Source organism: Vibrio zhugei (assembly GCF_003716875.1).
GTDB classification, from domain to species: domain Bacteria; phylum Pseudomonadota; class Gammaproteobacteria; order Enterobacterales; family Vibrionaceae; genus Vibrio; species Vibrio zhugei.
This window is the reverse complement of sequence record NZ_CP033078.1, coordinates 1,652,239-1,667,164: the sequence shown is the minus strand read 5'-3', so window position 1 is coordinate 1,667,164 and position 14,926 is coordinate 1,652,239. Positions and strand designations below refer to the sequence as shown.

Sequence of the window (14,926 nt, the reverse complement as noted above, 5' to 3'; positions counted from 1 at the left end):
AATGCTTGTGTTAAAGCGACTATTTTTAGGAAGTGTATTGATACTGCTTAGTAGTATCCAAATGGCCAACGCGGCGTTAGATCTTGTGATTACCGATGGGATCAGTGCGGCAAGGCCGATTGCTATTGTGCCATTTAAATGGGAAGGCAACTCGCGACCTCCGGAAGATTTGGCCTCAATTGTGTCCTCGGACTTAACCCGCAGTGGCAAATTCAGCCCCGTTCCTGTGAGCAAAATGCCACAGACTCCGTATAACACTCAAGATATCGACTATAAAGCGTGGACTCAATTGGGGGTCGATGCGCTTCTGACTGGTACTGTATCGCAAGATGCCAATGGCAAATATGTCATTCGCTATCAGCTGATTGATGTCGTGAGAGGACAATTAACTCAAGGTGCCAGTAAGTCCTTGAGCAATGATGGGCAGTTGGTTGTCTCTAATGACCAAGTTCTATTTAAGAAAGTCGCCCGTGTTTCAGAGAAGAAACTGCGTATGTACGCTCACCGTATTTCGGATTTGGTGTATGAGCAGTTAACAGGCGAAAAAGGTGCGTTCTTGACGCACATTGCTTATGTGGTAGTGAAACACGAAGACAAATACCCATATCAACTGCGCATTTCAGATTATGATGGTCATAATGAACGTATTGTACTGCGTTCTAAGCAGCCGATTATGTCACCGTCGTGGTCGCCTGATGGCAAAGAGTTGGCATACGTCAGTTTCCAAAATGGCCACGCAGAAATCTATATTCAAAATATTTATACAGCGAAGCGCGAAAAAGTGTCCGCTTACCCTCGGCATAATGGGGCGCCTGAATTTTCACCGGATGGGAAGAAATTGGCGATTGTTTTATCCAAAAGTGGGTCATTTCATGTCTATATTTTGGATTTAGCTAGCAGGAAGCTGACACAAGTGACCCATGGTCGATCTAATAATACGGAACCGTTTTGGATGCCGGATGGGAAGTCCCTCATATTTACGTCCGATCGGGGTGGTAAACCACAGATTTATCGAGTAAATTTAAGCGATGGTTCGACGAAGCGCCTCACTTGGCAGGGCAGTCAGAACTTGGGTGGGCAGATCACTCCAGATGGTCGTTATCTCATTATGGTAAACCGTAGTAACTCGGGCTTTAACTTAGCGAAGCAAGACTTGGAAACAGGTGCGGTGCAAATTTTAACGAAGACTTTACTTGATGAGTCTCCAAGTATTTCACCGAATGGTGCTATGGTTATCTACAGCTCTATTTATAATGGGAAAAACGTATTATCCATGGTATCAATAGATGGGCGCTTTAAAGCACGCTTACCGGCAACAAATGGACGTGTTCGAGCGCCAGCATGGTCACCATTTTTATAAGCACACACTTTTCAATTAAGTAAGGAAAATGAAGATGCAACTCAATAAAGTTCTTAAAGGATTGCTTATCGCGCTACCTGTTATGGCAATGTCCGCATGTAGTTCAAGCGATGACGCGACGGATGCTTCTGGTTCGCAAACTAATCAGCAGCAAACAACGGGTCAAAGCAGCCAATCAACAGATACTGACGATACAATGGCAACTCCAATGGAGAGCAGTGAATCGCAAATGTCTGAAGAAGAAGCTAAGAATCAAGCACTTCGTGAAAAGCAAACTGTTTACTTTGCGTTTGATAACTCAACAATTTCAAGCGATTACGAAGACATGTTAGAAGCACACGCCTCATACTTGAGTGAGCATCCAAACATGAAAGTGACGGTTGAAGGTTATACCGACGAACGTGGTACACCAGAGTACAACATTGCACTGGGTGAACGTCGTGCGAAAGCGGTTGAGAAATACCTAGAAGCATTAGGTGTTCAAGCAAGTCAAATCTCTATCGTTAGTTACGGTGAAGAGAAACCATTGGTTCTTGGCCAATCTCAAGCTGCATACGCGAAAAACCGTCGTGCAGTTCTAGTATACTAAGTAGGAATACTTTATGTTCAGTAACTTAAAGCAAGTTGTTATGCTTACGTTACTGGCAAGTGCAGCGAGCAGTACGCTCGCTGCACCGGCTCCAGTATCAGATATCGACTATTCATCAAATCAAAGCAATGGCCAAGCCAGTGCCTCTAACACGAGCGGCAGTCAAGACTCAGAAGTCCAACGCCTTGAAAGATTGGTAAAAAGCCGTAGTCGCATGCAATTGCAAATGCAACAGCAGTTGGATGATATGTCTCAAGAGATCCGCAGTTTGCGCGGCAAACTAGAGAAAAATTCGTATAATATGCAACAAATGACGAAGCGTCAGCGTGAGTTGTTTGTTGAGCTGGACGATCTGCGTAGTCAAATGAAAACGGCAAAAACCGCAGATGCTTCCCAGCAAGACATGAATAGTGACGATGAAGGTACGTTCTCAAGTAATAAAGATGAACGCAGCGCTTATCAAGATGCTGTTGATCTTATCTTGAAGAAACATGATTATGATGGCGCTATTCAAGCATTTGAGAAATTCCAAAAAGACTTTCCGGACTCCGTCTATACTCCGAACAGTCATTATTGGTTAGGACAGTTGTTCTTTGCCAAGAAAGATGATGTCAAAGCGGCTCAGAATTTTGCCAAAGTCGTGTCGTTTGAAAAATCGAATAAACGCCCCGATGCGTTAGTGAAGCTCGGTGATATCGCGCGTCGTAATGACCAAGATGCCCAGGCAAAGAAATACTATCAGCAAGTCGTCAGCGATTACCCTGACAGCTCATCGGCAGAAGTGGCCAAATCCCATCTGAAGTAATATGGGGTGTGGTAAAAAAGAGCCGCGTTTATCGCGGCTCTTTTTTTATGTGTTGTTACAATCAGACGGTCACACCCGCATACTCGGATGAGTTTTTGATTCTGCGTGAATATTCAGTGTAGAATACACGGATTATCATTTAGCCTAGATTTGAGCAATGAGTCATATACTGGATAAAATTGACACGATTTACCCATTTCCACCGAAACCTGCGCCATTAACTGCCAATGAGAAACAGGCTTACATAAGCCGTATCAAACGTCTTCTCAAAGACAAACAGGCCGTCTTAATTGCCCACTACTATACCGACCCAGAAATTCAAGCACTGGCTGAAGAGACGGGTGGTTTTGTGGGGGACTCTCTTGAAATGGCCAAATTTGGTCATCGTCATGAAGCGACAACCTTAATTATTGCTGGTGTCCGCTTTATGGGGGAATCGGCAAAAATATTGACGCCGGAAAAGCGCATTCTTATGCCTACTCTTGAAGCGGAGTGCTCCTTAGATTTAGGTTGTCCAGCCGATAAGTTCACTGAGTTCTGTGATGCCCATCCTGACCATACCGTTGTCGTGTACGCGAATACCTCCGCGGCAGTGAAAGCTCGCGCCGATTGGGTGGTCACATCCAGTATTGCCTTAGAGATTGTTGAGCACTTAGATAGCCACGATCACAAGATCATTTGGGGACCGGATCGTCATTTAGGGTCATACATTGCCAACCAAACGGGCGCTGATATGTTGCTGTGGAATGGCGAATGTGTGGTGCACGATGAATTCTCAGCGGATTCACTTCGTAAAATGAAAGCGGTTTATCCTGATGCCGCCATTCTTGTGCATCCAGAATCCCCAGCAAGTGTGGTTGCGCTAGCGGATGCCGTGGGCTCGACCAGTCAATTGATTAAAGCGGCCAAGGCATTACCACAGCAGCAAATGATTGTGGCAACGGACAAAGGCATCTTCTTTAAAATGCAACAGCTTGTGCCAGAGAAGACTCTTATCGAAGCTCCAACGGCCGGAGCGGGCGCAACGTGCCGTAGCTGCGCACATTGTCCATGGATGGCGATGAATGGTCTACAGGCGATTGAGCAGGCATTGACTGACGGAGGTGCAAATCACGAGATATTTGTCGATGAGTCTGTGCGTGTCCAATCATTAATACCACTGAATCGAATGTTGGACTTTGCTGAGCGGCTCAATGGCTAATGCAGTCCACAGATAAAGGGCTGAGTCATCGATAAAACAAAGCCCCAGTGATGGTATCTTAATCACTGGGGCTTTTGCTTATGGCAAGGCAAGGATTACGCTTGCTGAGCTAAGGCCACTCCACGTATGGTAAGCCCACATAACATGGTTGGAATCGCGTTAAAGATTTCCTCGAACTGTTCCAGTCCTTCGATACCTTGAGCGCTCAATGTGGCAATGGAGGTTTCCGGGTCGTACAGCATACTGACGGATAATAGGACACCGCCTAAGAGGGAGCTGTCTTCGCTCTCTTCAGGCATAATGGTTTCCCAATCGTCCTGAATAAGCTGCCAGCCTTGGAGTAATCCCTCACAAAAATCACGAACGTTACTGTTCACAATTTCTTGATCATCTAAGGCGTAACCTTCCGGCCAAGACCAAGTATTTTCTAATAGTGCAGGGCGGAAGCGATTCCACATCGCAATGATTTGCTCTAAATAATTTTCCAGCTGTTCGCCATCATTAAACGGAGCGACTTCCTCTCCCCCCCATAGATAAGGAATCCAAACTTCTGGAGGAAGCACATTCGGAGAGCATGCCATGGCGGTCACAAAACCGGTGGTTTTGGGTTCGTTTAATAATTTTTGGTTTAACTCTGGTTGAGCAAGAATTTCTTGAAGCGTCAAAATGCTTTCCCGTTGTTGATCATCGTTATTCTGCTCTTAGTGTACCCATAAACCTTGATGAAGTGCGAGGGATATAGGCGAACTTTTCGCATTTTCTCGTGCTTTTGCACTGATCCCCACGGTCAACGACCAGTAGGTAGTGCTGGTTTTTCTGACAAATCTGATGGTTTATTAAAAAATTCATTATAAAAATAGCATCAAAAACCAATAAATATTTGTTTTAATAGCGCCTTAAACTGCTTATTAGCTTTTAAGCCAGTTTTTAATACTACTTATAGGTTTTTAATTTAGTTTTTTATACTAATATGGAGAAAAGTGAGTGAAGTCAAACATCCCGGAACGACTGCGCAATGCGGCCGCCGATACCTTTGCGATGGTGGTATTTTGTTTTATTACAGGTATGGGAATCGAAATTTTTATTTCCGGAATGACGTTTGATCAGTCTTTAGCTTCACGCACCTTGTCCATTCCTGTGAACATCGCTATCGCGTTTCCCTACGGTTGGTTTCGTGACCGAGTTATGGCTTTGGGTAAACGCTTGTCTCCAGCACGTACCATGCGGAATGTGGCGGATTTGATCGCCTACGTCCTCTTTCAATCGCCAGTGTACGCCGGTATTTTATTGGTGGTTGGAGCTTCGTGGGAACAAACGATGGCGGCCGTGGCGAGTAACGCTGTCGTCTCATGTGCGATGGGCGTTTTTTACGGTTACTTTCTCGATTTTTGTCGTCGTTGTTTCCGTGTGCCCGGTTATTATCAAGTCTAAAGAAACGTAGGAAAAAGACACAAATTAGCTACTTTGTGAGCAAACACACTGGTACTTAAGGTTTTTTATCAGTTTATGCTTGACCAAAGTGAAGATAATCATTAAATTACGCTCCGTTAACGCAAACAAGCCGTTGCTGTTGACCACAAAATTTGGTGAGTTGTCCGAGTGGCTGAAGGAGCACGCCTGGAAAGTGTGTATACGGCAACGTATCGAGAGTTCGAATCTCTCACTCACCGCCAAATATAAAAAAGACGCCTATAAGGCGTCTTTTTGCGTTTCTGAGATATGTGAAATTATCGTTTGTCGGTCGCTTTACTGGTACGTTGTCATCTTTGCCACAATCTCAGTGGGTCGGAGTTTTGAGAGGGTATCAGTGTAAAAAGCCGCAGAGTTTGCGGCTTGATTATTTCAATTGATACGACGAGTCGAGCGGCTTAGCTAAACTCACCATGTGGGTCGATAACAAATTTCTTCGCGGCGCCGCCATCGAAATCAGCATAGCCTTGTGGGGCTTGATCAAGCGAAATCATTTGCACGTTTACCGCATCGGCAATTTTTACTTTATCAAACAAAATCGATTGCATAAGGCCACGGTGGTATTTCATCACAGGGCATTGGCCAGTGTGGAATGAGTGAGACTTCGCCCAACCTAAACCAAAACGCATACTCAGCGCGCCATGTTTGGCGGATTCATCTTTTGCTCCCGGATCTTCGGTCACGTACAGGCCCGGAATACCAATAGAGCCTCCCGCTCGCGTCACTTGCATTGCAGAGTTAAGCACCGCCGCCGGAGCTTCCTCATGGCTTTGTCCACAGCCACAACCGTGAGCTTCAAACCCCACACAATCGACAAAACAATCGACCTCACGTTCTTTCGTGATGGCTTCAATTTTATCTTCCATGCTGCCATCTTCGCGTAAATCGATGGTTTCACAGCCAAAGCTGCGCGCCTGTTCTAGGCGATCTGGGATCATGTCCCCGACAATCACGCAGGCGGCGCCAAGTAGCTGAGCAGAGACGGCTGCCGCCAAGCCAACGGGGCCAGCGCCTGCCACGTAAACCGTTGAACCAGGGCCAACACCTGCCGTGACACAGCCATGGAAGCCTGTGGGGAAAATATCGGATAACAATGTGAGATCTTTGATTTTTTCTTTGGCTTGATCCGGATCGGGGAATTTCAGCAGATTAAAATCGGCGTAGGGCACCATCACGTATTCAGATTGGCCGCCAACCCAGCCCCCCATATCCACGTAGCCATAGGCTGCGCCTGGACGCGAGGGGTTCACATTCAAACAAATGCCAGTTAACCCCGATTTACAATTGCGACAACGACCACAGGCAATATTGAATGGCACTGAGACGATGTCGCCGACATCAACAAATTCAACATCGCGGCCTTTTTCCAAAATGATGCCCGTAATTTCATGCCCAAGCATAAGTCCTTCTTCAGCGGTGGTTCTACCGCGAACCATATGTTGGTCACTGCCACAAATATTGGTGGTTAAGACTTTCAAGATAACACCGTGTTCGCATTTACGGTTACCCAAAGCAAGTTCTGGATAAGCGATGGATTCAACGGCCACTTTTCCTGCGCCTTTATAAACGACGCCGCGGTTAGATTGTTGATTGGACATAGGGTATTTCCTTATTGAGGCTGTTTATCGTTGTAGAGGTTCTATCACCAAATCGGCGGAATGCTAAACATCACGAGCGATAGAGATCACAGCAAAGCGTGTGTAGGCAAGCAAAGCATGATTCTTGTTAAGTAATCGCTGATCGATTGAGTGAACATTCTGCAGTGTGGTTGATTATTTATAGTAAGCACGATGAACATACCGCCCAATCTGGAAGTATGGGGGTATGAATACGTCTTTCCTTTGCCTAATTGCGACATGGTAGGGTGGTTAAACTGGAAGCTGAGATAGGGCTCACAAGCCTGATAATGAACTTATTACTCTTTGAAAGGGATGATCTGTTGAGTGTGATAAAAATATGTAGAGAGTGACATGTCTATGAGTTGAGCAAAAAACCGCGATTTTGATGCATAATTTTTAGCCATGAAAAGCAGTCAATGGAGAAAATTTCGACAAAATAATCCGATTTTTCTGTATTTTTTAATGGTTAGTCGAGATATGAGTGACGAATGAGGCAAAATTAAAGATTAACAGTTTGAGATGTATCGCTCACGTAGCCTGATTGAAGGTGATATAAGGGGTTCTATAAGTGACATTGTCACATATTGGTCGTTGGGTTCCTGACTCTTGTCAGGTTTATCAAGAAATCCTCCTCTCTTCTTGAGAGAGGAGGATGGATGAGCGAGGGGATTTGTTTACGCGATGCCTGCCGTCAAATCCAGTTTTGGCCGGAAACAAATCACGGCAACACTGGCAATGATTCCGACAACGGACACGGCTGCGACGTAATAAACCGGTGACATTGGATCGTTAACGATCATGGTACTGACGAGCATTGGGGTCATGCCACCGAAGATGGCGTAAGCGACATTGTACGAAAACGACAATCCTGAAAAGCGAATCGCGGCTGGAAAGCTCTTGACGGCAATGGCCGGAACCACTCCAACAATCCCGACAAAGAACCCGACGACGGCATACATTGGGAAGAGATATGTGGTGTCGTGTAGCATGGTGCTATAGAACGCCCAAAAACTTGCGGCTAATCCAAGGCTGAAAATGGCCATGATTGGTCCATTACCAAAGCGGTCTGCCAGTGACCCAGAAACAATGCAGCCAATTAAGATAAAGATAATAGCTAAGCTATTGGCCTCCAATGCCTTAGTCGGATCTAAGTGAATCAAGTTTTGTAATAACGATGGGGTCATTAAAATTGTCACGACGATTGCCGCGGTGAGTACCCAAGTGACCGCCATCGATACAAAGACGGAAGGTAAGTGGTGTTTTAGTACCGCTTTGATAGGCATATCCGCCGCCAGTGTTTTTTGTGACTGCATGGCTTTGAAAATTGGCGTCTCATGCAACCAACGACGAAGATACATGGTTATAAACCCAAAGATTCCGCCTAATAAAAAGGGAATACGCCAAGCGTAATTATGTACTTGTTCGACGGTATAGGTGGCGTGGATGGCCGTCGCGACCAGTGATCCGATTAAAATGCCTGCGACTAACCCCGCTGATAATGTGCCACATGCAATACCGATGCGATGCTTTGAGACGTGTTCGGTGACAAATACCCAAGCCCCCGGTGCTTCACCCCCAATCGCCGCACCTTGTAAAACACGGCACAATAGCAATAATAACGGCGCAGCGAGACCAATGGTCTCATAAGTGGGCATTAAACCAATTGCCATTGTTGGGACGGCCATAAGGAAAATACTTAGCATAAACATGCGTTTACGGCCTAACAAGTCACCAAAGTGGGCCATAATGATGCCGCCCAGTGGACGGGCTAAATAGCCGGCAGCAAAAATGCCGTACGTTTGTACTTGGCGCATCCATTCAGGCATATCGCTGGGGAAAAATAACCCTCCAACGACATTGGCAAAATAGACAAAAATAACAAAATCGTAAAATTCCAGTGCGCCACCGAGTGCGGATAGGCTAAGTGTTTTTGCATCACTTTTTGTTAGTTTTTTATTCTGCTCGGTTGATACTTTTCCCGGTTCTGTGTTCATAAAATTGTTCCATCAAATTACGTTCATTTTTATAGTAGATTATGCTGTTTCGTTATTGCGTGGCTGACCTAGAACGGCCTAGGTTAATCCGCAACTAAAAGTGGATTAAACCAGCATATAGCTATGATAATAACGATGGTAACGCATTCGTAAAGAGGCGAATGGTAATCGGTGGAATGGAATGTAACACTCAGAAACGATATTGCTTGGGCAGTTGGGGAGACGACATTTTTTGATCGGGATCAATTTATTTTTTATGGAATAAAAAACCAGATAAATGCCATATTGCAATATTTGCTATAAATGCAAAAAAATGAATTTTATTTATTTTTGCGGTCATATGTGCGGCAATGTGTCGCATTATATCGCATCCTCTCTAAGGATAATGTGCTAGCGATGACGATTTTTTGAAGCTTTCGACATATCGATAACTTGAGAATTCCGTTGATTGGACTCGTGATCCGCCGTTACCGTCATCCGCTTTTTCGCAAAACTTAACAGCGTATCTGGTTCGATACTGTCGTCAGGGCATACGGACGAGCCAATATTGAGATACACATCCACTTGATTGGAGTTGTTAATATTAAACGAGTGATAATTTGTTCCCGCGATTTTTTTGGTGATGGTGGCGAGAGAGTCGTCATGATTGCTGAGATCGGCGATGATGACGAATTCGTGACCATTAATATGATAGATAAAGTCACTATCGCGCTTCACGCTGCACAGTCGATAGGTCAGCTCTTTCAGCGTATCGTCGCCAATCGTCTGGCCATGTTCATTCACGATCTCGTTATAGTTGTGAAGCTTAATATAGAAACAAGCAAATCGTCCTCCAAGAAACTTAATTTGTTGGGTTTTATGGTACAACGCTGTATTGAGTGCGTTATGGTTGAGTAAACCCGTCAACGTGTTGCGATTGGCTAAAGTAAAGAGGTTTTGTTCGTGTTCAATGTATTGGCTTTTTTCAATGATGGTTGCAATTGAAATGCTCGCGTCTTCTCGAATGAGTTCACGCTGATGAATGATGGCAGGTTGTTGCTGTCCATTGCTGTCAATGATCATGGGTTCACTGCTATCGAGCTTAAAAATTTGTGATTTTTTCAATGTCTGCATCGTTGCTTCATCATAATGAAAAAGAGCATGCGCTGCTTCATTCGACATGATAACGCGGTCTTGCTTATCAAAAATAATCAGTGCGGCTTTGGCCGATTGGATTAAGTCGCTTAATACATGGATAGTTTGTTCTGACTCTAACCGATTACGGCGGAAGCGGTAGAGAATAAACGCAAAGTTAATCAAAGCCAGTAAAAAAGTCATCAGCTGTATGATGCGCAGATCTTGCGTGTGAGCGTTGGCACTTTTTTGAACGATGGAGGTTAACTGATTCATTTTATCGAGAACTTTCGTGTTAACCGCTTCCATAATCGAGCGAATTTTTTCATATCGACCGATCGTTAACCCGTTACGCAAGACGCTGGAGTTAATGGCATGTAAAGACTGCACTGAATCGAGAGTTTGTTTGATGATCGTTTGGGCTTGCGGGCTATCAATTTTTTGAATTTCGATTAATTTTTTCTCGGTATCAATAACATATCCACTATTTTCAAATGCTCGCAGGGTATCGATAAACATGTCGTAGGCACTAATGTAGCCCATGAGGTTCTCTTGAGCGGACTTGTTTGATAGCTGCTGTGGGTCAATCGCAAAAATATACTTTGCCATGGTCTGTGAGAGCATACGCTGACGCCCCGCAAGATTGACCACGATTGTTTGCTCGGTGACTTGACGAGTTATCTGGAAATTGAGAAACAGCATAAAAACATCTAAGCACAAAAAAAGAGCAATTGCGCTGAATAGATAAGCTTGTCCTCTTTTGGTTGAACTGGTTAGTAACATGAGTGCCTACGTCGTATTAAATGCCTAAATAAATACTAGTCTAGGTCTGTACAATCTTCTAACCCCTAAGAGGTATTTCTTTGCTTAAAGGGTTGATTGATTGTTTTTTAAGCAGAAAATGCGCAAAATTTACTGTTAATTAGCATGTTTTTAAGCGTATTTTCTTTGATAGCGTTTTATCATGGTGGTGTTTCCTAATTGCCCACCTTGGTGTAAATACAATAGATTCATGCCTTCTTTAGCGTGTTTTGGCCACCATTCTAGCAATTGTTGCCACATAAAAGGGTCATAAAGTAAATCAAACTCGATCTCTGTTTCTTGGGCTAATTGTTGCCAAATACTCCAATCTCGTGGATACAGTTTACCAAAATGATGCTTTTGATCTAACCCTAGGATCGTTGGATAATCAGTCTCTCCGAGCTCCTGCCATTGAGATTGCAAATATTCTGCGCCGCCGACACATGCACAGGTGACAACCTGTATATTCTTAGGAGCAAGCGCTTTATGAAGATAGAGAGCCGAGGTTCCTGTCCCCGATGGGAGGGCAACCACCCAGTGTTGGGGAGGTTGATGGCGGAACCATTCAAGGAGCTCGGCAGCAAGGGTGTTAATGCCTGCCTCGGCTTGTGGAAAACGCCCACCCTCAGGAATGAAACAGGCATTCTGGGGAACCGATAGGGTGCTTAAGTGGTCAGTGAGAGAAGTGTCATAATACGCTCTTGTTGAAATAATATTGGCCCCTAATTCCAGCGCTTTGGCGTAATTACCCAGAGGGTTTTGCTGCAACCAAGCCGGAATATGGTCGACATAGTAATCCAATGACCAACCTTTTAAGTGCGCAAGCGCGGCCATTGAAAATAAAGAATTCGCCTGAGCCGAGCCATAACTGATGAGGCGATCAAATGTTGCGCTCGGTGTGTGCAAGAGCGTCATTAATTTGCGGGCCTTATTTCCTGAAAATTGCGGGTGAAGCAGATCATCGCGCTTTAAGGCAAAGGAGATACCATTAAATTGATGATAAGTGACAGGCGAATGGGCGAGTTGCATATTGTTCTTTAAACATTGTGAATGGCGCTAGGGCGCAGTGTAGCATTTTATAAGAATCATTTATCCCTATGTTGTCTACCATATTTTGGCGTCATCATGAACGTTAGACAAAAAAAACCCAGAACAAAGCGAACTGGGTATATACAAACGTAGGAGTGATAAATATGAAAAATAAACGTAAATTCGTGATAAAAACCAATACAATGAAATGTTGTTGATGATTTCGAATCACACTAGATATGACTGCCTCTTCGCAGAAGAGTTCCAACTGCCTCAAAAGTTTTTTGAGTTTTCTTGCTCATTCCTCCTACCGTTGTCTCAAAAACGACCATTTCTTGTGGGCTTATATTGTGAGCATAAGGAAGTGGACTATAGTTTTAATTAAGGTGAATAACGCATGGATTGCTGTTCTTATCGTCTACATTAGCTAGGTGAAAACAACGAACGTTGAGAGTGTTCAGCCACGCATGAGCGATACAGTAACGGAGTACTGAGTCGTTATGCTAGCTCTGTTCGGTTTATACACACCGCGTAATAGAAGGGACATGATATGGGCTCTCTACGCCGTAAATGGGTCAGTGATTCGGTATTAAATTGGTTTAAACGCGCGTTACCACCGCTGTCGGAAACCGAAACACAAGCTATGGAAGCAGGAAGTATCTGGTGGGAAGGGGAACTATTTTCTGGCGCGCCAGCTTATCAAACCTTGTTGGATTACCCTAAACCAACATTGAGTGAGCGAGAACAATCATTCATTGATAATCAACTGAATCAATTACTGGCAATGGTGGATGATTTCAGTGTGATGAATCATGACCGCAATCTGTCGCCAGAGGTTTGGGATTTTCTTCGAAAAGAACGCTTTTTCTCGCTCATCATTGACCAGAAATTTGGTGGGTTGGGGTTTTCTTCATACGCTAATTCTACCATAGTGACAAAAATTGCTACGCGCAGTATCAGCGCGGCAGTCACTGTGATGGTCCCTAACTCCTTAGGTCCAGGAGAGCTACTTTCTCATTACGGCACGCAAGAGCAACAAGACCACTGGTTGCCACGTTTAGCCGATGGGCGTGAAATCCCTTGCTTTGCATTAACTGGACCAGAAGCCGGCTCGGATGCGGGCAGTATTCCCGATAATGGCATCGTCTGTATGGGGGAGCATGAGGGCGAGCAGGTTCTTGGTATCCGGCTGAATTGGAATAAACGGTATATTACGTTAGCGCCGGTCGCGACCGTACTGGGTCTAGCGTTTAAATTGTATGATCCCGACCATCTACTGGGAGAGCAAACGGCATTAGGCATTACTTGTGCTTTGATTCCGGTTGATCATCCCGGCGTGGTGACTGGCGAACGCCATGATCCAATGGGGCTAGCCTTTATGAATGGCCCGACCCGTGGGGAAGATGTATTTATTCCGATGGATTGGTTAATTGGAGGGACGGAATACGCCGGTAAAGGCTGGCGAATGCTGGTGGAATGCTTATCGGCAGGACGGGGTATTTCTCTGCCCGCGTTAGGCGCGGCTCTGGGACATCTGAGCTTAAGAACCACGGGTGCTTATTCTTATGTTCGTAAGCAGTTTGGTTTATCAATTGGCCGTTTTGAAGGGGTCGCGGAATCGCTTGGGCGTATTGGTGGGCTGACTTATCTTCTTGAAGCGACCAGAACGTTGACGACGACCGGTCTGGATTTGGGTGAGAACCCTGGCGTGGTAACGGCGATAGCAAAATATCATATGACCGAATTAGGACGACTGATCTTAACAAATGCGATGGATGTGCATGCAGGCCGTGCGATTCAACGAGGTCCGATGAACTATTTCAGTGCTCATTATCTCGGTGTGCCGATTGCCATCACGGTGGAAGGGGCCAATATCCTGACACGTAATTTAATGATTTTCGGACAAGGCGCCATTCGCTGCCATCCTTATATTCTAAAAGAAATGGAGGCGGCAGCGAATCCTGATACCCAAGAAGGGAAAAAAGCGTTTGATCGTTGGTTATTTAAGCATATTGCGCATACCAGTAAAAACGCTCTGCGCGGTTTTGCTCACGGCCTAACGGGGAATCATTTCGTTAAAGTACCGAAGAATGTCAGTTTTACTCGTCCTTATCAGCACATTACCCGTTTAAGTGCTGGCTTAGCTTTGTTATCCGATGTCGCTATGTTGACACTGGGTGGGCAACTCAAGCGCAAGGAGTTATTGTCGGCTAGGCTTGGGGATGCTTTGGCGCACTTATATATGGCGAGCGCCGTTATGAAACGTTTTCATGATGAAGGAGAGAAAGCGCAAGATCGCCCCTTTGTTGATTATGCATTACAGCATTGTTTTTATCAGGCGGCTCATGCGCTTGATGAAACCTGTGTGAACTTTCCAAAACCTTGGTTAGGAAAAGTGCTAAAACGTTTGATCTTCCCACTGGGGCAAGGTTTTTCTCCACCGAATGACCGCAGTACTTTGTCGGTGGCCCGTTTACTGATGAAACCGGGTGAGCAACGTGATCGCTTTTCGCATTTATGCTTTGTCGGTTCAGACGATTCGGACAATATTGGTTTGATGGATCGTGCCTTTGAGGCCATGATTGCGGTAGCGCCTTATGAGCAGCATCTGCAAGAAGCGGTAGCTTCTGGTATGATTGACCGTTCTTTGCCTCTTGCGGAAAAGCTAAAACAAGCACAGGACGCGGGAGTATTGACCGAGTCGATGGTCGAAGAAGTGTTAAAGGCCGAAGCGTTACGAGTGAAAGCCATTCAAGTGGATCATTTTAGTTATGATTTTAAAGAAGTTTTGACCAACGCGAGTGGGCACTCTACACTTTGACACGTTATTAAAAATGATATTGGCGTACGCAAGGGCTTCAAGTAGAGGCCCTTGCTGTTTTTTCGTTTAAGATTGCATCGTTAGTGATCCAACCACTTGGGATTTCAACGCATTTTGACAAAAA

11 protein-coding genes and 1 tRNA gene are annotated in these 14,926 nt (G+C 45.0%); 7 read left to right on the top strand and 5 right to left on the bottom strand.

All coding sequences use genetic code 11. The features are described from left to right. The first annotated feature begins 7 nt into the window (after positions 1 to 7). From tolB to nadA, 4 genes are all read left to right on the top strand, one after another. Entirely contained in the window at positions 8 to 1,360 is a 1,353-nt protein-coding gene (tolB, locus tag EAE30_RS12950) for a Tol-Pal system beta propeller repeat protein TolB (protein ID WP_123017373.1), read from the top strand. A 34-nt stretch (positions 1,361 to 1,394) separates the two neighbouring features. Beyond that, positions 1,395 to 1,949, top strand: coding sequence for a peptidoglycan-associated lipoprotein Pal (gene pal, locus EAE30_RS12945; protein ID WP_123016292.1), 555 nt, complete (start codon positions 1,395 to 1,397; stop codon positions 1,947 to 1,949). 13 nt (positions 1,950 to 1,962) lie between these two features. After that, positions 1,963 to 2,754 (top strand): tol-pal system protein YbgF, encoded by a 792-nt coding sequence (gene ybgF, locus EAE30_RS12940; RefSeq protein WP_123016291.1) that lies wholly within the window; start codon positions 1,963 to 1,965, stop codon positions 2,752 to 2,754. 157 nt (positions 2,755 to 2,911) lie between these two features. After that, positions 2,912 to 3,955, top strand: coding sequence for a quinolinate synthase NadA (nadA, locus tag EAE30_RS12935; RefSeq protein WP_123016290.1), 1,044 nt, complete (start codon positions 2,912 to 2,914; stop codon positions 3,953 to 3,955). Between the two features lie 95 nt (positions 3,956 to 4,050). Here nadA and EAE30_RS12930 read toward each other — a convergent pair whose 3' ends face one another. Then, positions 4,051 to 4,620, bottom strand: a complete 570-nt coding sequence (locus EAE30_RS12930; RefSeq protein ID WP_123016289.1) for a UPF0149 family protein — start codon at positions 4,618 to 4,620, stop codon at positions 4,051 to 4,053. Between the two features lie 319 nt (positions 4,621 to 4,939). On the opposite strand from EAE30_RS12930, the gene EAE30_RS12925 reads away from it, so the two are divergent. Then, positions 4,940 to 5,386 (top strand): L-alanine exporter AlaE, encoded by a 447-nt coding sequence (locus EAE30_RS12925; protein WP_123016288.1) that lies wholly within the window; start codon positions 4,940 to 4,942, stop codon positions 5,384 to 5,386. A gap of 154 nt (positions 5,387 to 5,540) precedes the next feature. Continuing rightward, positions 5,541 to 5,628 (top strand) — tRNA-Ser (locus EAE30_RS12920). A 195-nt stretch (positions 5,629 to 5,823) separates the two neighbouring features. Here the strand turns inward: EAE30_RS12920 and fdhA are convergent. From fdhA to EAE30_RS12900, 4 genes are all read right to left on the bottom strand, one after another. Further along, positions 5,824 to 7,023, bottom strand: a complete 1,200-nt coding sequence (gene fdhA, locus EAE30_RS12915; RefSeq protein ID WP_123016287.1) for a formaldehyde dehydrogenase, glutathione-independent — start codon at positions 7,021 to 7,023, stop codon at positions 5,824 to 5,826. A gap of 695 nt (positions 7,024 to 7,718) precedes the next feature. Beyond that, positions 7,719 to 9,038: an MFS transporter gene (locus EAE30_RS12910; protein WP_123016286.1), complete on the bottom strand. Its 1,320-nt coding sequence runs from the start codon at positions 9,036 to 9,038 to the stop codon at positions 7,719 to 7,721. Between the two features lie 390 nt (positions 9,039 to 9,428). After that, the gene (locus EAE30_RS12905; protein WP_164711862.1) at positions 9,429 to 10,853 is read right to left on the bottom strand and encodes a diguanylate cyclase domain-containing protein; all 1,425 of its coding nucleotides are present in this window, start codon (positions 10,851 to 10,853) and stop codon (positions 9,429 to 9,431) included. 231 nt (positions 10,854 to 11,084) lie between these two features. Further along, positions 11,085 to 11,981, bottom strand: coding sequence for a 1-aminocyclopropane-1-carboxylate deaminase/D-cysteine desulfhydrase (locus EAE30_RS12900; RefSeq protein WP_123016284.1), 897 nt, complete (start codon positions 11,979 to 11,981; stop codon positions 11,085 to 11,087). Positions 11,982 to 12,531: 550 nt separating this feature from the next. On the opposite strand from EAE30_RS12900, the gene EAE30_RS12895 reads away from it, so the two are divergent. Further along, positions 12,532 to 14,802, top strand: coding sequence for an acyl-CoA dehydrogenase (locus EAE30_RS12895; RefSeq protein ID WP_123016283.1), 2,271 nt, complete (start codon positions 12,532 to 12,534; stop codon positions 14,800 to 14,802). The last annotated feature ends 124 nt before the right edge of the window (positions 14,803 to 14,926 follow it).